The sequence below is a fragment of the Trichococcus palustris genome (assembly GCF_900114465.1).
GTDB classification, from domain to species: Bacteria; Bacillota; Bacilli; order Lactobacillales; family Aerococcaceae; genus Trichococcus; species Trichococcus palustris.
The window spans coordinates 154497-180267 of sequence record NZ_FOTD01000005.1 but is presented as its reverse complement, the minus strand read 5'-3'; the positions used below and the strand labels follow the sequence as shown (position 1 = coordinate 180267).

General features: G+C 45.2%; 22 protein-coding genes, 2 pseudogenes and 1 riboswitch. Of the genes and pseudogenes, 6 read left to right on the top strand and 18 right to left on the bottom strand.

All coding sequences use genetic code 11. From position 1 onward, the window contains the following. The coding region (locus tag BM101_RS05400; RefSeq protein ID WP_218149884.1) for a helix-turn-helix domain-containing protein at positions 1 to 248 on the bottom strand (248 nt) is incomplete at its 3' end. 467 nt (positions 249 to 715) lie between these two features. Here BM101_RS05400 and BM101_RS05395 point away from each other — a divergent pair. Together BM101_RS05395 and BM101_RS05390 are read left to right on the top strand one after the other, a co-directional pair. Continuing rightward, on the top strand, positions 716 to 2455 hold the full coding sequence (locus BM101_RS05395) for an ABC transporter ATP-binding protein (protein WP_087031677.1): 1740 nt from the start codon (positions 716 to 718) through the stop codon (positions 2453 to 2455). Then, positions 2442 to 4334: an ABC transporter ATP-binding protein gene (locus BM101_RS05390; RefSeq protein ID WP_087031680.1), complete on the top strand. Its 1893-nt coding sequence runs from the start codon at positions 2442 to 2444 to the stop codon at positions 4332 to 4334. The genes BM101_RS05395 and BM101_RS05390 overlap by 14 nt, the downstream gene beginning before the upstream one ends. A 150-nt stretch (positions 4335 to 4484) precedes the next feature. Here BM101_RS05390 and BM101_RS05385 read toward each other — a convergent pair whose 3' ends face one another. The 4 genes from BM101_RS05385 to BM101_RS05370 all read right to left on the bottom strand — a co-directional run bounded on the left by BM101_RS05385 (position 4485) and on the right by BM101_RS05370 (position 8708). Then, the gene (locus BM101_RS05385) at positions 4485 to 4760 is read right to left on the bottom strand and encodes a nucleotide modification associated domain-containing protein (RefSeq protein ID WP_087031683.1); all 276 of its coding nucleotides are present in this window, start codon (positions 4758 to 4760) and stop codon (positions 4485 to 4487) included. Between the two features lie 81 nt (positions 4761 to 4841). Then, the gene (locus BM101_RS05380) at positions 4842 to 5825 is read right to left on the bottom strand and encodes a hypothetical protein (protein WP_087031686.1); all 984 of its coding nucleotides are present in this window, start codon (positions 5823 to 5825) and stop codon (positions 4842 to 4844) included. Between the two features lie 381 nt (positions 5826 to 6206). Continuing rightward, positions 6207 to 7331 carry a 5-methyltetrahydropteroyltriglutamate--homocysteine S-methyltransferase gene (locus tag BM101_RS05375; RefSeq protein WP_087031689.1) on the bottom strand — a complete coding sequence of 375 codons (1125 nt, stop codon included), beginning with the start codon at positions 7329 to 7331 and terminating at the stop codon, positions 6207 to 6209. Between the two features lie 504 nt (positions 7332 to 7835). Further along, positions 7836 to 8708: a LysR family transcriptional regulator gene (locus tag BM101_RS05370; RefSeq protein ID WP_087031692.1), complete on the bottom strand. Its 873-nt coding sequence runs from the start codon at positions 8706 to 8708 to the stop codon at positions 7836 to 7838. 240 nt (positions 8709 to 8948) lie between these two features. Between BM101_RS05370 and brnQ the strand changes: the two genes are divergently transcribed. Next, positions 8949 to 10325: a branched-chain amino acid transport system II carrier protein gene (gene brnQ / locus BM101_RS05365; RefSeq protein ID WP_087031695.1), complete on the top strand. Its 1377-nt coding sequence runs from the start codon at positions 8949 to 8951 to the stop codon at positions 10323 to 10325. 147 nt (positions 10326 to 10472) lie between these two features. Here brnQ and BM101_RS05360 read toward each other — a convergent pair. From BM101_RS05360 to BM101_RS05345, 5 genes and pseudogenes are all read right to left on the bottom strand, one after another. Further along, a pseudogene (locus BM101_RS05360) lies at positions 10473 to 10733 on the bottom strand (NADP-dependent phosphogluconate dehydrogenase); the annotation flags it as partial. Positions 10734 to 10977: 244 nt separating this feature from the next. Beyond that, a pseudogene (locus BM101_RS05355) lies at positions 10978 to 11088 on the bottom strand (NAD(P)-binding domain-containing protein); the annotation flags it as partial. A 219-nt stretch (positions 11089 to 11307) separates the two neighbouring features. Continuing rightward, positions 11308 to 11478 carry a hypothetical protein gene (locus BM101_RS14070; RefSeq protein WP_177194394.1) on the bottom strand — a complete coding sequence of 57 codons (171 nt, stop codon included), beginning with the start codon at positions 11476 to 11478 and terminating at the stop codon, positions 11308 to 11310. 154 nt (positions 11479 to 11632) lie between these two features. Further along, the gene (corA, locus tag BM101_RS05350; protein ID WP_087031701.1) at positions 11633 to 12580 is read right to left on the bottom strand and encodes a magnesium/cobalt transporter CorA; all 948 of its coding nucleotides are present in this window, start codon (positions 12578 to 12580) and stop codon (positions 11633 to 11635) included. Between the two features lie 57 nt (positions 12581 to 12637). Then, a complete protein-coding gene (locus tag BM101_RS05345; RefSeq protein WP_087031705.1) occupies positions 12638 to 12916 on the bottom strand; it encodes a hypothetical protein in 279 nt (92 codons plus the stop codon). Between the two features lie 307 nt (positions 12917 to 13223). Beyond that, positions 13224 to 13384: riboswitch (M-box (ykoK) riboswitch) on the bottom strand. A 322-nt stretch (positions 13385 to 13706) separates the two neighbouring features. Between BM101_RS05345 and BM101_RS05340 the strand changes: the two genes are divergently transcribed. Beyond that, positions 13707 to 13910, top strand: a complete 204-nt coding sequence (locus BM101_RS05340) for a hypothetical protein (RefSeq protein ID WP_087031708.1) — start codon at positions 13707 to 13709, stop codon at positions 13908 to 13910. A 102-nt stretch (positions 13911 to 14012) separates the two neighbouring features. Here the strand turns inward: BM101_RS05340 and ilvD are convergent, their stop codons facing one another. The 3 genes from ilvD to BM101_RS05325 form a co-directional block, all read right to left on the bottom strand. Beyond that, on the bottom strand, positions 14013 to 15707 hold the full coding sequence (gene ilvD, locus BM101_RS05335; RefSeq protein ID WP_087031711.1) for a dihydroxy-acid dehydratase: 1695 nt from the start codon (positions 15705 to 15707) through the stop codon (positions 14013 to 14015). A gap of 79 nt (positions 15708 to 15786) precedes the next feature. Then, on the bottom strand, positions 15787 to 16182 hold the full coding sequence (locus tag BM101_RS05330) for a VOC family protein (protein ID WP_087031714.1): 396 nt from the start codon (positions 16180 to 16182) through the stop codon (positions 15787 to 15789). 455 nt (positions 16183 to 16637) lie between these two features. Then, the gene (locus BM101_RS05325; protein WP_177194393.1) at positions 16638 to 17186 is read right to left on the bottom strand and encodes a redoxin domain-containing protein; all 549 of its coding nucleotides are present in this window, start codon (positions 17184 to 17186) and stop codon (positions 16638 to 16640) included. A 687-nt stretch (positions 17187 to 17873) separates the two neighbouring features. On the opposite strand from BM101_RS05325, the gene BM101_RS05320 reads away from it, so the two are divergent. Together BM101_RS05320 and BM101_RS05315 are read left to right on the top strand one after the other, a co-directional pair. Beyond that, positions 17874 to 18575 (top strand): hypothetical protein, encoded by a 702-nt coding sequence (locus BM101_RS05320; RefSeq protein ID WP_143084432.1) that lies wholly within the window; start codon positions 17874 to 17876, stop codon positions 18573 to 18575. A gap of 198 nt (positions 18576 to 18773) precedes the next feature. Then, the gene (locus tag BM101_RS05315; RefSeq protein WP_177194391.1) at positions 18774 to 20000 is read left to right on the top strand and encodes an arginine deiminase; all 1227 of its coding nucleotides are present in this window, start codon (positions 18774 to 18776) and stop codon (positions 19998 to 20000) included. A 364-nt stretch (positions 20001 to 20364) separates the two neighbouring features. Here BM101_RS05315 and BM101_RS05305 read toward each other — a convergent pair whose 3' ends face one another. The 5 genes from BM101_RS05305 to katG all read right to left on the bottom strand — a co-directional run bounded on the left by BM101_RS05305 (position 20365) and on the right by katG (position 25607). Further along, positions 20365 to 20994 carry an RNA-guided endonuclease TnpB family protein gene (locus BM101_RS05305; protein ID WP_218149883.1) on the bottom strand — a complete coding sequence of 210 codons (630 nt, stop codon included), beginning with the start codon at positions 20992 to 20994 and terminating at the stop codon, positions 20365 to 20367. Positions 20995 to 21404: 410 nt separating this feature from the next. Continuing rightward, the gene (locus BM101_RS05300) at positions 21405 to 21800 is read right to left on the bottom strand and encodes a hypothetical protein (protein WP_087031730.1); all 396 of its coding nucleotides are present in this window, start codon (positions 21798 to 21800) and stop codon (positions 21405 to 21407) included. A 72-nt stretch (positions 21801 to 21872) separates the two neighbouring features. Beyond that, a complete protein-coding gene (locus tag BM101_RS05295) occupies positions 21873 to 22805 on the bottom strand; it encodes an SDR family oxidoreductase (protein WP_087031732.1) in 933 nt (310 codons plus the stop codon). Positions 22806 to 22814: 9 nt separating this feature from the next. Beyond that, the gene (locus tag BM101_RS05290) at positions 22815 to 23261 is read right to left on the bottom strand and encodes a nuclear transport factor 2 family protein (protein WP_087031734.1); all 447 of its coding nucleotides are present in this window, start codon (positions 23259 to 23261) and stop codon (positions 22815 to 22817) included. Between the two features lie 153 nt (positions 23262 to 23414). Further along, entirely contained in the window at positions 23415 to 25607 is a 2193-nt protein-coding gene (gene katG, locus BM101_RS05285) for a catalase/peroxidase HPI (protein ID WP_087031737.1), read from the bottom strand. Positions 25608 to 25771 lie beyond the last annotated feature (164 nt).

Genomic DNA, 25771 nt, shown 5'->3' with positions numbered 1-25771 from the left:
TTTTGGCTGGCATTCGCCAAGGCCAAGTTGTCCACTTCTTTCAGGAACGGAAATTCTTCTTTGAAGGAAGTATAGGTTCTCGGCTTGATGGATTTCAGCAATTCTTTGTCGTCTTTGTATGTTTCATAAATTTCTATCCGGTCGGCCAACATCTGGTTGAAGATGAACCGTGCGGAGCCAAAACAATTAGCGAAATAGATTTTCTGTTCGCGATTGGGATACAAACGGAACTGATAGGCTTTTAGCATGATACTCACCTCTTTGGCTTCATTATACACCCCCCGAACGTGAGTTCGCAAAAGATAAAGAAGGAAAAATACCATACCGCCTAACTCATGACTGAAGCCACGAGAGTGCGGCAGCACTTATTCAAACGTTACGCTAATAGCTATGATTGTTGTATAATCTAGTTGATAGTTCTCGCCTCGCGATTCACTATGTGTCATCCATTTTTGGGAGTCACAGGCGCATTCGCCACACATTTGAAGCGTTTACAGATTTCCGGGCTATTCACTTGATTGCCGGCGAAAAGAGCCGCTCCGAATGAATACCCTCGATAAATTATGAACTCTTTATCTTTCCTATGCCCATTATACGATAAACGCCACTATTTGGCATTCCGGACCAACGTGATTAGCCAGAAATAGCGGCTCGGACATGTTACTGTTATAACGATGAAATAGAAGAATAACCTATTACGGAAGGAGCTATTGATATGATCAGGAAATTAGCGCAGAGCGTGAGGGAATACAAAAAACTTACGATTCTATCCCCATTATTCGTCATGCTCGAAGTCATCATAGAGGTGCTTATACCCTTTCAGATGTCCAAAATCATCGACAACGGCATTGCCAAAGGAGACATGGCTTACATCAGGAACAGCGGTTATTTGCTTGTCTTGGCTACCCTAGCTTCCTTGACTTTTGGTGTTTTATCGGGAACGTTTTCCGCAAAAGCGTCGACAGGTTTTGCGACAAACGTCCGCCGCGATATGTACCATAATATCCAGGATTTTTCTTATTCAAATATAGACACTTTTTCCGTATCCAGCCTGATTACCAGATTGACGACCGACGTAACCAATTTGCAAAATTCATTTCAGATGCTCATCCGCATCCTTTTCAGGGCACCGCTCATGTTGGTCTTCTCCCTGATTATGGCTCTCGGCATCAACCTGAGATTATCACTTGTCTTTCTGGCGGCTATCCCTTTTCTGGGAATCGGTCTGTTTCTCATCATCAACAAAGCTCATCCCATCTTTGAAAGGGTGTTCAAGACCTATGACCGTTTGAATAACGTGGTACAGGAAAACCTGAGCGGAATCCGGGTAGTGAAATCTTATGTCCGGGAAGAGCACGAAATCGAAAAATTCAAAAGGACATCCGAAAAAATCTATGCTGACTTCAGCAAAGCCGAGAAAATATTGGCCCTCAATAACCCGCTGATGCAATTCGCCATATATACCAGCATCCTGCTGCTTTCCTGGTTGGGAGCGAAGATGGTTGTTTCCGATACTCTGACTACCGGTCAGTTGATGAGTTTACTCACTTATGCGATGCAAATATTGATGAGCTTGATGATGATGTCGATGGTGTTTGTCATGATCATCATCTCACGCGCTTCAGCGGAAAGAGTTGTGGCAGTGCTCAACGAAAAAAGTGATTTGCACAACAACGAAAATCCCGTATACGAAATCCCGGACGGTTCGCTTTCCTTCGACCAAGTCGACTTCAGCTACTCGCATGATCCTGAAAAACTGGCATTGAAAAACGTAACCTTCTCTATCCATGCGGGCGAAACGATCGGCATCATCGGCGGGACCGGTAGCGGCAAGACCACGTTGGTGCAGCTGATCCCCCGCCTCTACGACGTTACCAACGGAACGGTAACAGTCGGCGGCATCGATGTGCGCAATTATGACCTGTATACCCTGCGTAGTCAAGTAGGCATGGTGCTGCAGAAAAACACCCTCTTTTCCGGCACAATCAAAGACAATCTGCGTTGGGGAAACCTCTCCGCAACCGACGAAGAACTGATTCAGGCCGCCCGTTTAGCGCAGGCGGATGAGTTTATTCAGAATTTGCCGGATGGCTATGATACCTTTTTGGAAGAAGGCGGAACGAACGTATCCGGCGGCCAGAAACAGCGGCTCTGCATCGCCCGTGCTCTGGTCAAGAAACCGAAAATATTGATTTTGGATGATTCCACGAGTGCGGTCGACACCAGGACCGAATCTAAAATCCGTCATGCCTTCGCGGAAGAAATCCCAAGCATCACCAAATTCATCATCGCCCAGCGGATTTCCTCTGTGGAAGCCGCCGACAAAATCATCGTGATGGACAACGGCATGATCAACGCAATCGGCACCCATGCGGAATTGCTTGCATCGAACACCATCTACCAGGAAGTCTACTATTCGCAAATAAAAGGAGGGAACCTGCATGATGAGGCCTAATCCGCAGTTCGGGAAACCAACTGCCCATAATCCGGGCAAAACCGTTAAACGGCTCTTGGCCTACATCGCCACCGGATACAAGATTCGCTTCGCGTTCGTCTTGCTGTGCATCTTACTGAGCGCCCTCGCCAATGTGGCCGGTGCCCTCTTTATCAAAACTCTGATTGACGGCTACATCACACCCCTGCTAGGAACGAAAAATCCGGTCTTCAGCGGGTTGCTCCAGGCCATCCTTGTGATGGCGGCCATTTATCTGGTGGGGATCATCGCCACTTACATCTACAATATACAGATGGTGACAATCTCTCAGGGAATTCAAAAGACTATCCGCGATCAGATGTTTGCCCATATGCAGACCCTGCCGATTCCCTACTTTGATACGCATTCCGACGGGGACGTCATGAGCCATTACACCAACGATATCGATACCTTGAGGCAGATGCTGTCACAGAGCGTTCCGCAAACCATTTCGTCACTGGTCACAATCGCCAGTGTATTTATCGCCATGTTTTTTGTTAGTTTGCCGCTGGCGATTTTGATTGCGTTCTCGGTTGTCTTCTCCCTGTTCATCACGAAAAGAATAAGCGGCAAAAGTTCGGTTTATTTCGTGGAGCAACAAGCCACTCTCGGGAAACTGAATGGCTACATCGAGGAAATGATGCACGGTCAAAAAGAAGTGAAGGTATTCTGCCGGGAAGAGGAATCTAAGAAACAATTTGACCTATTGAACGTGCAACTGTGTGAAAGTGCCACCAAGGCCAACATTTTTGCGAATATTCTGATGCCGATCATGGTTAACTTGGGCTATCTGCAATATGTCCTGATTGCCGTTGTCGGCAGTTCAATGGCGGTAGCCGGTTTTGCTGGCGTAACCCTTGGGACGATTGCTTCTTTCCTGCAATTGAGCCGCTCCTTCAGTATGCCGATCAACCAAGTTTCACAACAAGTGTCTTCCGTCGTCACGGCCTTGGCCGGTGCCGAGCGCATCTTCACCTTGATGGATGAGACGCCGGAAAAGGATGAAGGAACGGTTTCGCTAGTCAATGTGACCTACGACGGCGAAGAAATGGTTGAGACTGTGGAACGCACCGGCAGCTGGGCTTGGAAAGATCCGCAAGCTGAAGGAACATCCCGCTATACCAAAGTTAATGGAGATGTCCGCTTCTACCATGTCTCCTTCGGCTATATAGAAGGCAAAACCGTTTTACATGACATCACTCTCCATGCCCATCCCGGGGAAAAATTCGCCTTTGTCGGTGCCACCGGTGCCGGTAAAACGACGATCACCAATCTGATCAACCGCTTCTATGATATCCAAGAGGGGATAATCCGTTACGATGGCATCGACATCAAAAAAATAAAAAAAAGTGATCTGCGCCATTCTTTGGGCGTCGTTCTGCAGGACACCAACCTCTTCACAGGGACAATCCTGGAGAACATCCGCTACGGGAAACTGGACGCGACGGATGAAGAAGCCTTCGCCGCTGCGCGTCTGGCCAATGCCGCTGATTTCATCTCACGCTTGCCGAACGGATATGACACGGTCTTATCAGGGGACGGGGAAGGTTTGTCGCAAGGACAGAAACAACTCCTTTCCATCGCCCGCGTCGCCATAGCCAATCCGCCGGTCATGATTTTGGATGAAGCGACTTCCAGTATCGATACGCGGACAGAGGCGATTGTTCAGCGCGGGATGGATGCCTTGATGCAGGGGCGCACCGTTTTTATCATTGCCCATCGCCTTTCAACCATCCGGAATTCAGATGCGATTATCCTACTGGATCAAGGGAAAATCGTCGAGTGTGGTGACCACGACCATCTGATTGCGGCAAAAGGGAAATATTACCAATTGTATTACGGAGCATTCGAGCTGGACTGACAATCGGATTGAGGGGTTATTCGGCATTACTGTATCAGATAGTCCTTTCCTATCATCACACAAAAAAGACAAGTCCCGTTTTATTTTGGCGACTTGTCCTTTTTTTCTGATGAAATAGGCATTTCCCAGATGATTTACCTTGTTCTTTTCTCACTGTTTCTCTTTGTTCTCGATTTCGATTATCGTCATGATGGCATAATTGGCTAAATCCATCAGCGTGTCTGTGATGCTCTCATCCTTAACTGCAGCTTCCTGTTTAATCAACTGCTTGAATCTGTGCAGTTTGTCATCCAGCCTGATTGCAGGCATGATGAAACCGTACTCTTTAAATCCTTCACCGAAACTGTCCCCGTAATCTCTGTTTTTTGCAGCGTATATCCGATTCAAGCGCTCGCATATCTCCTTGTGCTGATCAACTTTCGACATATTCGCATCTCCCTTAAATAATCAAATGTCACTGAAACATTTTTCTTGCTTTTCAATGCAAACTGCAGCGGATGGCACAGCCTATCGATTCATTCTTCCTGCTGCAGACAACACATACAGGGCATCAACCGTCACCCATTCATTCATGACCTTCTGATTCACTTCTCCCCATGTTACATACGTACTGTTAGACGATCTCTTTGCAGTTGCCGCATCAATCGTCCTGCCATACTTTGCCTCCGCTGGCCAACCGCCATCCGGAAGCCTTTTCGACTCCAAAAGGTCCAAGGCATCCTGACAGCGCGGATCGCTAATGTAACCTGCCTCTGCCATCACCTTGAGCCCAAACAAAATGTCGTAATGCCAATAACAAGGATAATGCAATTTGATGAACTCAGACTTGATGATCCTCCCAGCCGAACGACTACGATACAATGTACGGGACAAAAACACTTCGGCCGCCCTCCTGCACGCAACTGCACTCTGTTCATCCCCTGTTCGCTGCGCATAGAGAACCAACCCTCTTAACGGGATCAACGATTCCATAAAGGACGAACTATCTGCTTCCGGTTTTTGATCGCAGTTCCATCCGCCATCAGGCCATTGCCATTTCAAGAGCAAGTGCGCAAGTGCGCTGGCCTTTCCGCTTTCGCCATCAAACAGGCGCAGCGCAGAAAAAAGAGCGTTCCCTTGTTGAGAAGCATGTCTTCTGTATCTTCCGTTTATCGCATCATCGTAATAATATTCTGGCTGCAACCAAAAATCCACTACCTGGTCGAGTGAGCGCTGCAGTTTCAAATCATTCTTCGGATAACCGATATCAGCCAGCAACGCCAAAGCCCAATGCGCACCATCCCATTTCTTGTATGGGTTATCCGTTGGCTCCAGTAGCCCATCAGCATTCCGTTTGCTCAGTATGCATTTAACCCTATCGGACTGTTTGATTTCATCCTGCAGCCTGAGTATTTCTTTGGAATCGGGATTTTCCCCCAGTACATTTACCCTTGTTTTGTATCGTATCGACGGATCCGATGATCCCAATAGCATTGAGACAATGTCCTTCATACTTTAGCCTCCCTTAATCAACACATGCTTGCGCGTCCAGAATTGAACCTTTCGAAAACGCAATGACAGCGTCCCCATAAACCCGTATTATCGGCATACAGACATGAAGTATCTGAGCTGATTCGTTCTTCATTTGAAAAAGCACTCTGGCAAAATTCGCTCAGTTTCTTAGATATTTCTATTATCCCTTTAATGATAGTTTTCTTCAAATTTAACACGTGATTTTTCGTAGTAGTTTCTTTTTCCAATCATACATACAGGCATTTTGTTAATCTGAATTCGGATAAAATAAAAACCAGCGAAAAATAGCAACAACTGCTTTTTTCGCTGGATTTCTATGGTATTAATTTTTAAGCATGGACCAATGTTCCCGAAATTCTATTATGCGCCCCAAACTTCAGCGACAACTTCTTTGATGAAATCAACTTTCGCCCATTGTTCCGCTTCGCTTAAGTTGTTCCCTTCTTCCGTAGAAGAAAAACCGCATTGTGGAGAGAGCGCCAATTTTTCTAATGGCACATATTTTTGAGCTTCCCTGATACGGGAAATGATTTGTTCCTTATCTTCCAGTTGAGGCGTCTTGGAAGTAACCAACCCAAGCACGACTTGGCTTTTCCCGTCCCAATCCTTTAATGGTTCAAAACCGCCAGCGCGTTCGCTGTCATATTCCAGATAGAATGCGTCTGCTTTTTCAGAGCCTAGCAAGAAAGCAGATACCGGTTCGTAAGATCCGCTTGAATGGTAGCTTGAACGATAGTTGCCGCGGCAAACATGCGTTGAGACGAATAAATCTTCAGGCAAGTTCTCAAGTACCGCATTATTGGAACGTAAAAACGCATCTGCCAAGGCATCAAAATCATACCCATTCGCTTCGCATTTTTTCTTGAATTCAGGGTCGACCAAACTTCCCCAAGAGCAATCATCCAATTGCAGGGAACGTAAGCCGGCAGCGTATAAATCCGCAATCACTTCAAGGTAAGCCTTGGCTAAATCATCAATGAATGCATCCAAATCAGCATAAAAAGGATTTTCCGGGAATGCGCCATCATCACCGACAAATTTGCGGATCAATTGGGCTGGCGCCGGGATGGATTGACGCGCGACCACATCATCTCCCGCAATGCTCTTCAAATACTTGAAATGTTGCACAAACGGGTGGTTTTTGCCCCCAAGTTTGCCGATCAATTTCACCGATTCAGCACGTGTTTCCAAATCATGGAACTGTTTCCCTTGTGCAACTTCTTCTTTTTCCAGACCTTCAAGGCCCCACCAAAAATCAAAATGCCACCATGAACGACGAAACTCACCGTCGGTAACGGCTTTTAATCCATGCGCCTTTTGTTTCTCAACCAACGCTTTGATTGCTTTATCTTCCGTTGCAGTCAATTCTTCATGAGTAATTTCGCCTTTTGCAAACTTCTCACGCGCTTCTTTTAAATATTCGGGTCTTAAAAAGCTCCCCACTACGTCATTGTGGAATGCATGCGTTTTACAATGTTCTCCCATGTAAATCTCTCCTTTTTGAATGAATTCTATTTTTATGTTTTGATCGTTAAATTTCATTGAATAGATCGGCTAATTAAGTTCCTGTTATAATTGACTGTGAATGAATTATAGCACAGGAAAAAGTTATAAGGCAGTTCTAAAATTATATGCCTAGATATAGATTTAAGCTATGCATCGTATTATTTCCATCTCATATCCATCAATCTTTTTAACAAAAAAAGCCCATTCCGGAAAAGAAGGCTACTCTTCGGAGGGCAGCTTCCTTTGATTCCGCAAATGAACGATCATAATATTCCCCGTTTTTGATACAGTCGTACGCTGTGATATATTACAGTCATTTGATGCAGTTTCTCTCACATTCAGCCTATATGCTGGACAGTTACATTTTTGCGGACTTGTTACGGATAGGCAATCGTCAATAAAGGAGAAAGCCCATCATTAGCATCGGCTTTCTCCTTTATTTTCTATAATCGTAATGTTCCTTTATCATTATGGGCTCCGCGCTCAAAGGCTTCCTATTATTTTTTGCGCATATGCGATGAATTTTTTGATTACCGGCGAGATTGTTGTGTCTTTCGGCAAGGCAATCCCGAGTTCACGTACGGCCGCCGGTGCCAATGGTAGAGCAAGGACTTTGCTGTTTTGGCCCTGCATAACCAACTCGGAAAGCATGCTGATTCCCCAGCCGCCTTCCACCATGGCGATGATGGCTGGGTCATCAAGGGAAGTTTCCTTGATATTTGGTTTCACATTGTTCCCGTTGATGACACGCATAATGTCGAACGAAAAGCCATATGAAGGCATCAGGAACGATTTCCCTTCATAACCGGTCACAGGAAAATAATCCAGACCCTTTGTATCATAATCGGCCGGCAAGATCGCCAGCATCCGGTCATACTTCAAGGGGATCCATTTAAAATTTGAGTTGGCCTGAAAGCTCCCGAAAGTCAAATTTACCTTGCCGGTTTCCAGCAAATTATATGTATCGGTAACGCCGCCATTGAAGATTTCCACATTAATATTGGGGTATTCTTTGGCGAACCCCACCACGATGGCAGGCAACCACTGAACAGCGATGCTGGTGTAGGCACTGATGCGGATGGTGCCATTTTCCTCGGCATTGATTTGATTGATTTCACGCATCAATTTATTGTCGGCCAAGATGACTTCCTTCACTGCCGGGATGATCCGTTCCCCATTTTCCGTCAACCGTACGCCATAATGTCCGCGCTGCAGCACAGGAAAGCCGACTTCTTTTTCCAGACTGTTCATCATGTGCGTCAAACCGGATTGGGTATAGCCCAACTCCTCGCAAGCCTTTGAGAAGCTTCCAACCTCCACAACTTTTAAAAGCGTCTCCCATTTTTTGATATCCATGTCCTTCTCCTAATCTCGGCATCGTTTTATTTTTTATAAAAAGCGATCGGTTTCATAGTAGCCATAACCATGCAATCGCGTAATCTAATATATTAGATTTCCTAATAGATGTATTATATACCGTCGCTTAACATTTGAACAGAACCAGATAGAATGTAATCATGGCTTGATTGAAAAAATACGAATACATCAGGGATCTCATGAACGACAGAGAAAATACATTCAAAGGAGCATTTATTTATGGATAAAAAATTAACAACAAAAGATTACACCTATATCGCCTCAATGCTATTCGGCTTGTTCTTCGGAGCGGGGAATCTGATATTCCCTGTCTATATGGGGCAGCTTGCGGGGGCGAATGTTTGGCCGGCAATAATCGGCTTTTTGATTACTGGAGTGGGGCTTCCCTTGCTGGGTATCGTCGCTATGGGCATCTCCCACAGCACCGGGCTCTTTGATATGGCCAGCCGCATCCATCCCGTTTACAGCAAGCTGTTCACCTGTCTGTTATATCTGACGATTGGACCATTCTTTGCGATCCCGAGAACGGCTACCGTTTCTTTCGAGGTCGGTTTGGCAACGAATCTGTCGGATGGCATGGCCTCGCTCTATCTGGCAATCTACTCATTCCTTTTCTTTGCGGCCGTTTTGTATTTTTCCCTCAGACCCTCAAATATTCTGACTTGGGTAGGAAAAATTTTGAACCCGATCTTCTTGCTGTCTCTCGGCATTCTGGTAGTGACCGCCCTCCTCAATCCAATGGGCGCGGTATCCGACATTCCAGTTGCATCAAGCTACGGAACCACCAGTTTTTTCCAAGGATTTCTGGAGGGCTATAACACGATGGATGCATTAGCCTCCTTGGCGTTTGGCATTGTGGTCATCAAAGTCATTCGCGGTTTAGGGGTCAAAAATCCGAATACTGTCGCTGCAGATACAGTGAAATCCGGATTCTTCAGCATGACCATCATGGCGTTGATCTATATCGCCCTTGCCGTTATCGGAGCGCAGAGCCGCGGCATTATTGAAATAGCCGCAAACGGCGGTGCAGCTTTATCGCTTATTTCCAAACATTATTTCGGTAATATCGGTGGCATCATACTCGCGATCACAATGATTTTCGCTTGCTTGAAAACGGCGGTCGGATTGATCACTTCCTGCAGTGAAACATTCGCAGAACTTTTCCCTCGTTCGCTTAGCTACAAAACGTATACAATCCTGTTTTGCGCTATCTCGTTCAGCATCGCAAACATCGGCTTGAGCAATATCATCTCCTTCTCCATACCGGTCTTGATGTTCCTTTATCCGCTTGCCATCACGTTGATTTTACTCAGCTTGTTTCATCGCTTCTTCAAGGGAGCGCCGTGCATCTATCAGTCGGTTACCGTACTTACCCTGTTTGCGGCTATCTTCGACTTTGCCAAGGCCCTTCCCGATGGCGTCAAGAATGCCTTGCACCTGGATGCCGTGCTTGCTTTCGCCTCGCACTATCTGCCTTTCTACGATTTGGGGCTGGGATGGATCGTGCCCGCGGTTATAGGACTTATTGTCGGGCTCATCATTCAGTTTTATGATACAAAAATAGCGGGTGCTGCATCCGCTCATCCGGAAAAATAGACAACAAAAAAAGCCTTTCAAACTGGTGCGCTACTGTGCATCAGTCTGAAAGGTTTTTATTTTGGACTGCAAATAGGTTCTGTATCTTCCATAGTAACCATGCTAGTTAATAACTTTTGTAACTACTGACGCATGCTTTCAAAAATTTCAGTCTTGTTTGACTTCTATGCCTGTTGCCCATTCAAAATGATAAACGCCTGATTTATCAGTACGTTCGTATGTATGCGCACCAAAATAATCTCTTTGTGCTTGGATGATATTCGCTGGCAATATTTCTGTGCGGTAAGAATCGTAGTAAGTTACCGCACTTGCAAAACCTGGAACCGGAATGCCAGCTTTTACTGCAGTTTCGACAACGTCACGAACGGATTCTTGGTATTTAACAGCGATATCTTTGAAGTATCCATCACTGTTGCGTTTGAAATGGTAGTCGAAAGCATTGGGATTCCCGCTGTTGAACGTATTCTTAGACTAGATTACTCACAAGCCAATTTCTTCGTAGACAGTGAAGGTAAGAGAGCCAATTACCCGCACTACTATCGAGTCATGGAAGAACGTCTAGCAAGAGAACAGCGCAAACTATCCCGCATGGTAAAAGGCTCTAAACGATGGGAGCATCAACGTTTGGTAGTAGCGAAACTCATGGGTTGTTGACGATTGGCGCTATCAATTCATAAGCTTCTTTTTGCCCGGCCGGCATCAAAGCAGGGCCTTTTAAGGCTCCCTCTTCCCCGCCAGAAACACCCATACCGATAACCCCGATTTGCTGCTTATTCAATATAATAACACGCCTCTCAAATCTAATAATATCCATATATGCCTAACAGAGAATACTGAAAATGAACAACTTTCAAGACAAACACTTACTTTCTTATCAATAAACTTTTATTTCTCTTTAATTATTTTCCATTCAGGTATTTGATATTTATCTCAAGGGTATGAATGTACCATCGTTATCATCAAAAAAATAACCACAAAACCGTTACACATTTGCATATCGGTTGAAAAATTGGCTGCCCCCATGACTAGGGATTATAGCTGAACCGAAGACATCATTGGCGGCAGTCTTAAAAATTCCGCTTAAAAAGCCACCAAGCATGAGTATCTTGGTAGCTGAAGTTAATTCTATATAAGCTAAATCAGGTTGTTCCATCTTCTGTTTTCTCCATGATACAATGATCTATAGAAGGTAACCACCGAAGGAACGGGGAAAAATGAATTCTATACACCAACAAGATGACGTCCATACTTTGTGCATGCTAAATGGATAAACGGAAATAGGTTTTTCGTCAACATTCAATCTCACCTTAATCTTTTCTCTTAATCCAAAGAAACATCAATACTCCAATAATCAGCATCAATCCCATAATAGCATAATAACCATATTCCCATTGCAATATCGGCATATTCCGAAAATTCATTCCGTATATACCGGAAATCAAAGTTAGGGGGGAGAAAATCGAAGTCATAATCGTGAGTGTTTTCATCAAATTGTTTGATTGATGCGAAACCATTGAGAGGTAGCTGTCCCGCATATCGGTGGTAACTTCTCGATTAGACGTGATCAGCTCCGTTACTTTTAATAAATTGTCATGGATATCGGAGAAATATTCTCTTCTGCTTTTTATGCCACCCAAATGTCGGGAATTCAACATACGGTAAACCAAATCCCGCATCGGGTTAACCGTTTGCCTGAAGAGCAACAACCGATGTCTTATATCAAATAAATGGTCAATGACCTCATCTGTTGAATCGTTCTGTATATCATCTTCAATTTCCAATAATTCATCCTCAATTTTATTGATGAGCGGGAAGTAATTATCTACGATTTTATCCAAAATTTCATAGAGTATATAATAGCTATCCCAATCATCAATATTCTTACAGAACAACAATCTATTCTGGATTTGATCCACTTCCTTTGAGGCGGAAAGATGGAAAGTTACGATAAAATTTTCCCCGACAAAAGAATCCAATTCTTCCTTGACGATCTCTTCTGCTGTTTCACTGACTTTATGAGTAACGTAAAATGTATAATCATCGTAATAATCCAATTTCGGCCGTTGAAGTGTCTGAACACAGTCTTCAACAGCCAGGGGATGGAAGTGAAAAGTGTCGGTCAAATGTTTCACTTCTTCAGCCGTTGGTTCATTAAAGTCGACCCAGAACCATTTGTATTGATCAAAATTTGCATTATTTATAGCAATGTCTGTTTCTAATTTGTTTTCATCCGTAATTCCAATAACTTTTATCATGATGCAGCACCTTCCTAGCAGTATTTTCAATAATATTGGATGTGGCTTATTATTGATCTATGTCTGCACGAAGGAGTAAGGTGATGCAGCAATTCTTTTGAAAAGGTACTTCTTGTCTGCTTGTGTAACGCTATTATCTCCGTATGTCGTCCTATTCTTTTCATCGGTTTCTTTGGAGGACCCGTTTGGGGTAGTATTTAGCTGATGCATCACAGGAACTCTTGTGTTTTTTGCTTCAGAGCGCAAACGTTCATTCCCATGCATCTTTCTTTCAATTTTTTCTGCCGTTTCGTTGGCAGCCATTCTGTTTGATACACGTTCTCTCATTTTCAGCATGGTCTTTACCTCCTATATTTGTTTGTCGGTTAGACAATTAGGGATGATAAGACATGGTTGAAAGAGCAAAGCCAATTAACTATTCAGTTTTTAGTCAGAAGAACAGATGCAGTTGGTCTGCGCATGTCTTCTGTTTCTACTTCGCCCTTTCGGCCCTATGTCTGTACTACTTCCCGCATCCATTCTTCTCACCTCGCTATTTCGATTACACTCGTTATTTCCGCAATAAAAAATCCCATACCAAGGCGCAAACAATGGTATGGGATGATATGTCCATAAAAATACACAGCACAATTTTTTTTAGTTGCACTGATGCCACCGTTTGAGCTTTAGCTCTGCAGGGCGATGAAATTGCGTTAGATGATACCTTGGTTTCGATATCGCCTGTTCAAACCTTCTTATGGTGTCTCCACCATTTCGCGGCAGCAATCCGTATCCCTGTAGTAGCCTTACCTACCGGAAATATTAAGTTACTTTAAAAGTACTACGTATGAACTAAACTGTCAACCCTTTCTTATCCAAGACCGTTATAAATGACTGCTGATAGGGATAGGCAAAGGCGAAAACATTCATTCCTCTACAAGAAATCAAGAATATCGATTTCCCCAAAAATATTAGTGAAATACACTGTTTGGCTCATGCGTTTCATTTGCTATTTCGCCTTGCCTATCATAGAATGAGCTCAAGAGTTAGAAAACGTTTCCGAATTACTGCGATACGGAAGATTGTATAGTTAATAGATACATGGAACAGCATTATTTTACGCTACGAATCATAAGGAGGAAAAGTAATGGATAAGAATACTGAACTTGAGAAAGAATTACGCGAAAATGAAGTGGCTGCAGCGAATGATGCACATTCACATCCAGATCCAATTTCCGGAGAAGCAGAATCTAAAGGAGCCTACAAAATACCAAAATCCAACCATCCAGATCCAGAATTGGATGATAAAGCAGAAGAAATTGTGGAATTTAATTCGGATGGTGACAAATAAAGGAAAAAATAGCTAAAAATACTTAATACAGCGAAAAGAGAAAAGGAGTTTCCACGTCACCTGATCAGGTGATGCGGAAACTCCTCTTTTTTCTAGACTATTCTACCAATCTTCATGGCGAAAATCGGTGACGGCGCCTCGCGAAGCGCTCGAAACGTTATGGGCATATTTCCCAAGCACACCCTTCTTCATCAGCGGCGGTGCAACCCAATTTTGGCGTCGTTCTCGCAATACATCATCGGCTACGTGAAGCGTCAGCGTATGTTCTACCGCATCAATCGTGACGATATCCCCTTCCTCGACAAAGGCAATCGGACCGCCTACTTGCGCCTCCGGGGCGATATGCCCGACCACCAACCCATGTGTCCCGCCAGAGAAACGGCCATCCGTCATCAAAGCGACCGATTCGCCTAACCCTTTCCCGACCAAAATGCTTGAAATACTCAACATTTCCGGCATGCCCGGACCGCCTTTTGGACCTACGTACCGGATGATTAAGGTATCACCCGCAAGGATTTCATCGTTCATGACAGCCGCGGTAGCGGAATCTTCATCATTGAAGACCCGAGCCGGGCCTGTATGTTTCTTTACAGATACTCCGGATAATTTGGAAACGGCGCCCTCAGGACACAAGTTCCCGCTTAAAACGACAAGGGGACCATCCTCCCTTTTTGGATGCTCCAATGGCATAATGACAGTTTGACCAGGCGTCAAATCCGGGAAATCAACTAAGTTTTCAGCAATCGATTTGCCCGTGACGGTCAGACAATCACCATGCAAGTAGCCCTCTTTTAATAAATAGCGCATCACAGCCGGCACTCCGCCAATTTTAAATAAATCCTGCATGACATAACGACCGCTCGGTTTCATGTCAGCCAAGTGAGGGACTTCCTTCTGAATGCGGGCGAAATCATCCAGCGTCAGGTCTACCTCGATAGCATTGGCAATCGCCAACAGGTGTAGGATCGCATTTGTCGAACCACCCAAAACCATTACGAGAACAATCGCATTTTCGAATGCTTCTTTTGTCATGATATCTTTGGGGTAAACACCCTGTTCGATCATCCGGCATACGGCGAGCCCTGCCGCTCTGGCATCCTCTCTCTTTTCAGGGCTTACTGCTGGATGCGAGGAACTGCCCGGCAGACTCATACCCATAGCTTCTGCGGCGGACGCCATGGTGTTGGCGGTATACATGCCCCCGCAAGAACCGGCTCCCGGGCAAGCATGTTTTTCGATTCTCGTTAATTGTGCCTCATCGATGATGCCGCTATTATATTGCCCCACACCTTCAAAGACGGAAACGATATCGATATCCTTTCCGTCCAGTTTCCCTGGTTGGATGGTGCCGCCATAGACGAAAACAGCCGGTACGCCTGCATTGGCGATGCCAATCAAGCAACCGGGGATATTTTTGTCGCATCCACCGAAAGCGACAACACCATCAAAACTTTCACCGCCGACTACCGTTTCGATCGAATCTGCAATGATGTCTCGGCTCGGGAGCGAGAAGCGCATTCCCGGCGTGCCCATCGAAATGCCGTCTGAAATGGTGATGGTATGAAATTCAAAGGGAATAAAGCCGTGCTCTTTTATGCCGGCCCTCGCTTCATTCGCCAAAGCACCGATATGCATATTACAAGGAGTGACGTCACTTTCCGTATTGGCGACTCCCACCTTTGGCTTCTTGAAGTCTTCATCGGTCAAACCCACAGCTCTTAACATTGCCCGGTTCGGTGCTCTTAACGGCCCATCAAAAACATGGCTATTGATACGCAAATCATTTTCTTCCGACATACTATCACTCCTTCTGAAAAGCAAACAGGATTCTTTAACGGGTGGCAGACTAAAACATAAGCTGTATATAAACGACTGTCTATTTAGCGTTCACATCGGGCTGATGAATGCCAAATATATTTCCTTCGGTATCAAAGTAGTAGCCTTGCCATGCCATCCCCGTCAGGGCATTTTTCGGCAGGGAGACCGTACCGCCGTTTCTGAGGATGATAGCTTCTGCGGAATCGTAATCCTCCACACCCATTGTGCAGACATAAGCATTTAAGCCCTGGTTTACTTCTGGTTTAGGACTTTTGCGTAGCATCAAAGCACCATTGATTCCTGGTTCATTCCCATTGCCAGTTAATGCTCCAAAATAAGGCGTCCCTGCATAAGCAGTCCAATCTTCGAACGTCCAACCGAATACCTCTCCGTAAAATGTTTTGGCACGTTCCATATCGTCTACATGGATTTCAAAATGAATGACTCTTCCCATCATGATTACCCCCTATTTGTTGTACAGAGTTGACGATCAACCCCAAGCAAAATATCCGATTCCCAAAGACAGTGTAGTGATACAGTTCAATTATCTTTGTGATTGCATCAGAGCGTTTTCTTTCCTTTGAGGACCCTATTAATTTCAATTATAGTTCCGCATAGCCATAAACGCTAATTATACGATTTTTTATCCGTTTCCTGAATAACTCACCACTGTGAGAGTACGCTTGATCAGCTTCTATTTTGGGGCAATCCATGCAAAGACTCGCTCTCTATACTCAAATTCGTTTCGAAGATACAACAAAACGCCCCCATGGTTTGAATATTGGTCAGCAAACCAAATTTATTCAAACCATGAGGGAGTTATATCAGCCGTTGAAATCTCTCAAAAACCATACGGCTAGTTCATCATTTTCACTAACAATCTGGCCCTGAAGATTTCCCCGTCTGACTTTAGGCCAGGCTGGCTTCCAACCGTTCCACTAATTCCGTTGGAGAAGGCACATCGCTGATGTTTTCAGCGTAATGGCTGTACACAACCTGCCCGCTTCGATTAAAAGCAACAGTGGCTTGCAACTGTAACTCATTCCCTTCAACTTGGTAACAGTCGATTCCGTAGTCTATCATTTCGTTAAGTTTCTCCTCAGAAACGCCGGCAACAAGCTTTCTCACTGATTCGGAAGAGGGAATCTCAAACAGTTGATATAAAATTTGTTCAGGATCTGAAATGATCGGAAAAGGTATATTCGCTTTCGCGGCTTTCTCAGCGATTGTTTCCGTTGGCTCTTGAATGACCATGAAGACATCGACACCCTTCCTTTGCAGGAATTGATAAGCATCCCGATACTTCAGCATATCCAGCTGACTCATACCGCAGCCATAATGTCTCAAAAATAAAATGACTGTGTAATCATTATTGAGTTGAGCTCTGAAGCTCTTGTATGTTCCATCAATTGTTGTATACGAAAAATCAGTCATTTCTATTCCTTCAACCAATTTCATGCGGATCACCCTTTCAATTACTGTCCTTTCTGATTGCATGAATATTTCATCAACAAATCATACTAAGAACGCATATTTCACGTATTCATACTTTACACTCAATGCATTGATTTGTCTATTCAGTTGTTACAACATTTGTGATAACAGGTGACATTTTAACAAAACAATCGCATTTTTGAAACACATTTATCATGTAAGTATGCTATTATGTTTTGCAGATGCCTGTTTCAAAAGTCTGAGCCCATCATTCGCATGTTTATTGTCTATTTCACAAGTTGCCGTTCATCTTAGCCTGCTGACTGAAGCAGTTACAGAAAAAAATAGAGGCATTTCATAAAGCTTCCATGTTTCGCGGTTCGTTATTATACCTGACACATGAAAAAGTTATCAATCTAATCCAAGGGGGAAATTAAAATAGAAATCATTGCCGTTGTTGTCATTGCACTCATTGCGCTTTTTGCTTTTAAAAGCTCTGCACAAAAGAAGAATCGGAACTTTAATATTAACATTCATTTAAAATTTGGGTTATTCAGTGCCTTTCTAGGAACCATTTTCGGTTATTTGCAGATTCGAACAAACGTAAATGGCATGTTCGGAATATATAATCTCTGCTTATATTTAGCGATCGGTTGTTATGCCAGTGCCCTGCTTAGCTTTTCATCCGGGCTTAATAAGCTATCGAAAAAAATGGGTACCAGTTTAGGACGAGGAATTTCCAGCGCCATCCTAGGTGCTATTTCCAGTTATCTGCACACCAATACAAACGTGGATGGTATGTTAGCGGGCATCTCAGGCATAAATAATCTATGCTCCTATCTATCTATAGCTTTTTATGTCATTGCCTTGCTTTACTTTATCTCCGCTCTGAGCAAGCTATCTGGGAAATTGAGCACAAATGTAAGGGTTGGGATTTCCAGCGCTGTCTTGGGGACCATTTTCAGTTACTTGCATACACAGACAAGCCTGGATAGTCTGTTAGGAGGGATACTGGGGGTATATAATATCTTCTCTTACTTAGCGATGGCTTGTTATGCCATTACTCTGCTTTGCATTCTATCCGAACTCAACAAATATTTGAAGAAATTGAGCACAAACGTAAAAATTGGTGTTTTAAGTGCCGTTTTAGGAATCATTATCAAGTATTTGCAAAATCAAACAGCCGTCGTCAGCATGTTGGGTGCAAATAGTCTAACTACCCGTCTGATTTCGATTTGTTTCATCATCGCTGCCGTTTGTTTTGCGCTTGAACTCTTTAAAGTATTCCGCGGAACGGCTAAGAAAACGATAGGGAAAGCAAGAAACACGTCAGCCGAAGTAGACAACTCCAGCGAAGAGCAAGTAATGAGCCGTGTCAACAGAAAAAAATCCCGAACAGAGAATACTATTTAACCCGGAGTACCGCGTCATCCAATCTTGGTGTTGATGAAAAAATTCATCAACACCATTTTTTTACTTGCGGCGCTTTTCCAATAAATGCTTATCCAAAAATGGAGATACTTTCTGATTAGTTGTAAAATGAAGGTAAAGCACATACCCATTATTGGTGGGTCGTTGCGTTTATGCGAAAAAGTTTATTGGAGGTTTATGATGGCAAATCCGATACAGATCTTATGTGAAGTAGATCCGCTAAAGAGAGTAATCGTTCATCGGCCCGGAAAGGAATTATTGCATTTAATACCGGATAATTTAGAAAAATTACTGTTTGATGACCTGCTCTATTTGGAAAAAGCGCAAGAAGAACATGATATTTTTACCGAAGCCTTAAAAAGGGAGAACATCGAAGTCATTTTTCTGGAGGATTTGATGTCGGATATACTCGAGAACGATGGCATCCGTCATTCGTTTATTGAAGACTACATCCTGGAAGCAAAAATCCCTGCGATTCACGACCGTAAACGAGTTCAGGCTTTGCTGTCGGCGATCACCAATCCGAAAGTGCTGGTTGAAAAAACGATGTCCGGCATCCTGAAGAGCGATTTGGCGGCCGCACCAGCGGATCATTTATCAAGCCTGACAGCAGATGGCTACCCCTTTATAACAGACCCCATGGTAAACCTATACTTCGCTCGCGACGCTTTCTGTTTTATCGGAAACGGCGTGGCAATCAGTCATATGCGTTATGACACAAGGGCACAGGAAACAATCTACGGAAGGTATCTTTTGCGATACCATCCTGTGCTGCATGATGAAGCCATTAGGCATTATTATGATGCTGATTTGAGCACTTCGTTGGAGGGCGGAGACATCATGATGCTTGATGCGAAAACATTAGCAGTCGGCATATCCGAGCGGACCGATTCAGCGTCGGTCGAAAAACTTGCGTATAATCTGTTCCAGGATGGCGATTCATCCATCGAAAAAGTGATGGCCTTCCAGATCCCCCAGAAGCGGGCGTTCATGCATTTGGATACCGTCATGACCATGTTGGATTATGACAAATTCCTGGTTCACAGTGCGGCAATGAAGGACATGCATCTATTCATCCTTGCTCCGTCCAAAGAAAACGATATGTCCATATACGAAGAGCTGTCACCGCTAAAAGAAGCGCTGGAAAAACACTTGGGTGTTGCGGAAATCATGTTGATCGAATGCGGTGACGGAGATCCGATAGCGGCAGCAAGAGAGCAATGGTATGCCGGAACGAACGCCTTGGCTGTGGCTCCGGGCAAAGTGATCGTTTTTGACAGAAACATCAAAACGAATGAAGCCTTACGGAGGGTCGGCGTCGAAGTGCTGGAAATCCCCAGCAGCGAACTTGGGCGCGGCCACGGTGGCCCTCATTGCATGTGCATGCCCCTCTTGCGTTCTGAATAAGCATAACTAGACGCTTTATCCTATTCATGAAATAGAAGGCCAACAGCAATACTTCCCTACAAAAAAGGGAGCTGAAAGGTCTTAACCCACAACTCCCGTTTTAAAATATTTTTTTATAACACACATTTTTAGCATCTCCTCAATTCCATTTCGCCCATTTCCGCGGCTCCCATTAAACAAAGGTGGCCGCGCTTTTTTCGGTTATGAAGCTCTGCGCTCAGTCTATTATTGCTGTCCAGCTTCCTGCTCAACATCCCAAAAGCTTCGTTAAATCGCTCGTCTTTACGGGCTTTTTGAAAAAAAGAAAGAACATACACATATTGAACTACCCCCACCTACGCTACTGCTTAGAGGTGGGAGATTCTTAGGAACATCGCTCTATCGAGTGATTATTGACTAAGCTATCCCCGTAGCTTCCTACGGTTAGAAGCCTCAAGGCTTCATTTTTTAGATTTATGCTTGCGTTCAGATCCCTGTCATGGTGAGCATTACATTGTGGGCAATCCCATTCCCGGACAGAGCGATTCTTCACGTCTTTGTTTTGGTAGCCACAGCACGAGCATAATTGGCTGGAAGGAAAGTTCCGGGCAACGGCGACGACTTGCTTGCCGTACCACTTTGACTTGTATTCCAGCATCGTCCGAAACTGCGCCCATGATGCTTCCAATATTCCTTTGGAAAGCTTCTTATTTTTCAGCATGCCGGATACATGCAAATCTTCGATTCCGATGACGTCGTGGTTTTTGACGATTTTGGTCGAAGTCTTTTGCAGGTAATCCGTTCGGGCATTGCTGATTCGTTCATGAATCCGGGCGACTTTGACGCGCTGTTTCTGGTAGTTTTTCGATTCGGACAGTTTTCGTCCGTCCTTTTTGGCCTGCTTTGCCCGCCGGGAAAGGATTTTTTGTTCCTTGGAGAGCTTCGACTCTAGCTTGTGGAAAAACCGCGGGTTCTCATAGACTGTCTCGTCTGAAACGACGGCAAAATACTTCAATCAGGTTTTTCTATGCCGATCCGTCCGTCTGCAGTTTTCCAAAAATCTGCACCATTGTCATAGCGGGTTGCGAGAAGCTTATCCATATCTGATATACCCACCTGTCTCATCCCCCTCCCTAAATATATCTGCATAGAACTATCGAATCATATGTTGCTGGCCGGACGATGACTGATGATTTACAGGTAGTTTCTTGTACAGCTTGTTGATTCTGGTTACTTGAGCGCTTGTCAAAGAACCTTCCCGCGCATTTAGCACCTTGATAAATTCATCCTGATTCTTTTGGTCAACTGCCTGAAATATATTTTCAGCATGCTGACCAACTTATTTCGGGCGACATTTGCTGAGGTGATCCAAGAGGAACGGAAATATTTTTATATTATACTCATCATTCTGAGATGCTACAGCTGCTAAAACCTTAATGGTGTTTTGTCAACTGCAATGACTGAGCCCTCTTGCATGACTCTCACTACTATTTCGAGATTTTTATATATCTCATCAGCTGTGATTGTTGCAATTTTTGATAAAGCCAACATTGCCCCCCAAACTAGCCTGTTATTTCTGCTTCTCAACAATTTAATGAAATCTCCGACGTATTCCGCAATCATATCCGGTTTTATATTACCTGCTTCATACAATACCTTTATGCAATCACTCTGAATATTTTTATCACTGTTGAACATATTTTCTGCAATCTCTCTGATGCCAGCCACATCATTGTTCTCGATCAGTTCCTTTGCCAGTTCCTGATTCGGTGCCTCGTCTTTCCTGCCTTGCAGATAAGCGATTTTATCTAATACTGACATATCCGCTCCTCCAAACTCATTCAATAGTTCTTTCGGTTATTCTGCCGACACATTGCATAACCTATCCCATTCTTATTGTTTTCCCGGGCTTAGCCCAGTCATTTCCATGCTGAGCTCCCATACGCGCTTTCCCATTTCGCGGTCAAGGGCATGGGCGGCAGGTTTTTCATCGATAGTCAGATTGAAAAAACGGCCGCTGACATCGCTCATTTCCGGATCGGAAGCCAAGTAGTAAATAGCCTCTCCGGATATTGCCGGGTCCTTCAGGAAATGCCAGGTTACATGATGCAAAAACCATCTATAAAGCCACCCGTTGTTGTTCCCTATATTTGTTTTCACATCGCCCGGATGCATTGCGTTAATGGTGACCCTTGACCCCTTCAGAAGGTCCGCGAGTTCCCAGACGGTAAGCAACTGGGCTGTTTTAGAGGCCCCGTAGCCCCTGAGCCCAGTATAATGACGTCTTTCCCAGTTGATATCATCCGGATTGAGACCATTGAAACGATGCCCTTCGGAATTCACCTGAATGATGCGGGCCGGCGCACTTTCTTTAAGCCTGTCAATAAGCAGCTGGGTAAACAGAAACGGGGCCAGGTGGTTGACGCAAAAAACCATTTCGAAACCTTCTGAAGTATACATGCGCTTAGTGGAATGGATGCCGGCGCTGTTGATCAGGACGTCGATTTTAGGATATCTTTCTATTATCAGAGCAGCGGCATGCCGGACTTCATCAAGACGGCTGAAGTCCGCAATAATAATATCAACCGGAACATTCCATCCGGCCTTGATCTCCCTGCTGATGCGTTCCGTTTTATCCGGATTCCGGCATACCATGACGATATGGGCGCCCGCCTTAGCCAGCCTTTTTGATGCTTCAAGACCGACGCCTGAAGTTGCCCCGGTTATTACGCAGACTTTCCCCTCCATGGCAGTTGTACTCTTCTTCTGTATCGCTTTCCCGTTTTTGATGAATATCAGTTCATCCGGCAGCCTCAGCTTCATCATCTCATCCTCCTACCCAAAAAATCGGCGCATAAACCTTCTGTACAATTTCGAAAAACCCGGCACGCCGTTAAAAATATCCCCCCAAAGGTCATAGTAATCCCTTTGTTCAATTATCCTTCCGTCATCATGAATGGTCAGTTTGGTGCAGCCAAAAATCGGTGTATCGGGAGACTTCCGGAAGGACATCGTCATCTTCCATTCTATGATAATAATATTGGAGCCCTGTACAACTGAGCTTATATCCATCCTGAGACTCTTGCATCGCTTGGTAAGCCGCGCGCACATGGCTTTAAAATCATCTATGCCTTCAAGCCTCTGAATGGCGTCCTGAAAAACAATTTCCGGGTGGTAATAGGGAAAGATATGCGACCAATCAGGCTTCCCCTCGGTATTATAAGTCTGGGACCAAAGATCTCGAACCGTGTCCTCCGTGAGATTTATACGTTTTTCATCCATAACGATGCACCTCATCTAATGTTTATATTTTAAACAAATAGTGGGGAGCAGCAATTGCCGCCCCCCTTTATTCAGCAAGACTACTAAACAGCCATCCTCTTGAAGTAAGCGGCCTCTCAATTTAAAAACCATCAGAATCATTCCTGTTATGTTTCAGGTCAGGTCGAAACGATCTGCATTCATCACCTTATTCCAAGCCGACACGAAATCATATACAAATTTATCTTGGGCGTCATCACAAGCGTAGACTTCCGCTATGGCCCGGAGTTGGGAGTTTGAACCGAAGATGAGATCAACGCGGGTGCCGGTCCACATGAGTTCTCCCGTCGCGCGATTGCGGCCCTCGAACACGTCTCCGGCTTCAGTTGTAGCCTTCCACACTGTGCTCATGTCGAGCAGATTCACGAAAAAGTCATTCGTGAGTGTCTCTGGCCTATTGGTGAAGACGCCGTGCTGAGACTGGCCGTAATTGGCGTTCAAGACGCGCATGCCTCCAAGCAGAACCGTCATTTCAGGAGCGGTCAAGGTCAACAGTTGCGAACGGTCAATCAACATTTCCTCTGCGGATACGGACGATTTGGTTTCCAGGTAGTTGCGGAACCCATCTGCCTTCGGTTCGAGTACTGAAAATGACTTCACATCGGTTTGCTCTTGCGATGCATCCGTGCGTCCAGGCATGAAAGGAACGACCAAATTGCGGCCGGCATTCTTTGCGGCCTGCTCTATACCTGTACATCCACCCAGGACGATCAAATCGGCGAGTGAAACCCTCTTTTGACCTGTCTGGGCACTGTTGAAATCAGCTTGGATTTTTTCAAGAATCTGGAGCACCGTTTTCAGTTGCGCCGGCTGGTTGACTTCCCAATCCTTCTGTGGTGCAAGACGGATGCGCGACCCGTTCGCCCCACCGCGTTTATCTGAACCACGGAATGTGGACGCCGAAGCCCAAGCCGCCCCGACAAGCTGGGAAACAGACAGGCCAGAAGCCAGAAGCTTGCTCTTGAGAGCGATGATGTCCTTTTCGTCAATTAATTCATAATCGATTGCCGGCACCGTGTCCTGCCAGATCAGTTCCTCCGCAGGAACCTCAGAGCCAAGATAGCGTGGACGTGGCCCCATATCGCGGTGAGTCAGTTTAAACCACGCACGGGCGAAAGCATCCCTGAATTCATCGGGATTTTGCTGGTAGCGTCGCGCAATCGGTTCGTAAATCGGATCCATGCGAAGGGAGAGGTCCGCTGTGGTCATCATCGGCCGGTTTTTCTTCGACGGATCGTGCGCATCAACCACCATGTCTTCTTCCGCTACATCCTTGGCCAACCACTGATTTGCGCCAGCCGGACTCTTGACCAGCTCCCATTCATATTTGAACAGCGTGTTCAGATAACCCATATCCCATTTTGTCGGGTTCGCCTTCCAAGCTCCCTCGAGACCGCTGCCGATCGTATCGCCGCCTTTGCCGCTGCCGAAGCTACTCCTCCAACCGAGGCCCTGTTCTTCTATGCCAGCATTCTCCGGTTCAGGTCCAACATGGGTTGCAGGCCCAGCACCATGGCATTTCCCGAAGGTGTGCCCGCCAGCGATGAGCGCGACGGTCTCTTCATCGTTCATGGCCATACGTGCGAAAGTCTCTCGCACATCACGGCCGGAGGCGACTGGATCAGGTTTTCCGTTTGGTCCTTCAGGGTTTACGTAAATCAGGCCCATCTGCACAGCGGCAAGAGGATCCTCAAGATCCCGGTCGCCCGAGTATCGCTTGTCGCCAAGCCACTCGGTCTCAGCGCCCCAATAAACGTCTTCTTGCGGCTCCCAAACGTCCTCTCGGCCACCACCAAAACCGAATGTCTTGAATCCCATGGACTCTAGAGCACAATTTCCGGCGAGTATCATTAGGTCAGCCCAAGATATCTTCTTCCCATATTTCTGTTTAATCGGCCAAAGTAAACGGCGTGCCTTGTCCAGGTTCACATTGTCCGGCCAACTGTTGAGGGGCGCAAAACGTTGCATTCCATATCCTGCACCACCGCGGCCATCGCCCATGCGGTATGTGCCGGCGCTGTGCCACGCCATACGGATGAAAAATGGCCCATAGTGCCCGTAATCGGCAGGCCACCAATCCTGCGAGTTGGTCATCAACGTATATAGATCCTTCTTTATGGCTTCCATATCGAGTTTTTTGAATTCTTCAACGTAGTTGAAGTCGGTACCCATCGGATTACTCAAGTTTGAGTTCTGATGAAGAATTTTGAGGTTCAACTGGTTCGGCCACCAGTCCCTGTTCGAAGTGCCACCACCAGATATAGCTTTTCTCGTTTTGCCCGTCACCGGACATTTCATTTCTTCCATAATTAAAAACCTCCTCACAAAATTTCAACCAAGATGAACGTGCTTATTTCGGACATGTTCCTTGCGCCGACGATTCTTCTCGTCAACCGCAACGACAGCAAGCGCTTTCTTTCTTACTGATTATACCACATTACCGTCAACGAATCCGTTATAGATACCGCCTG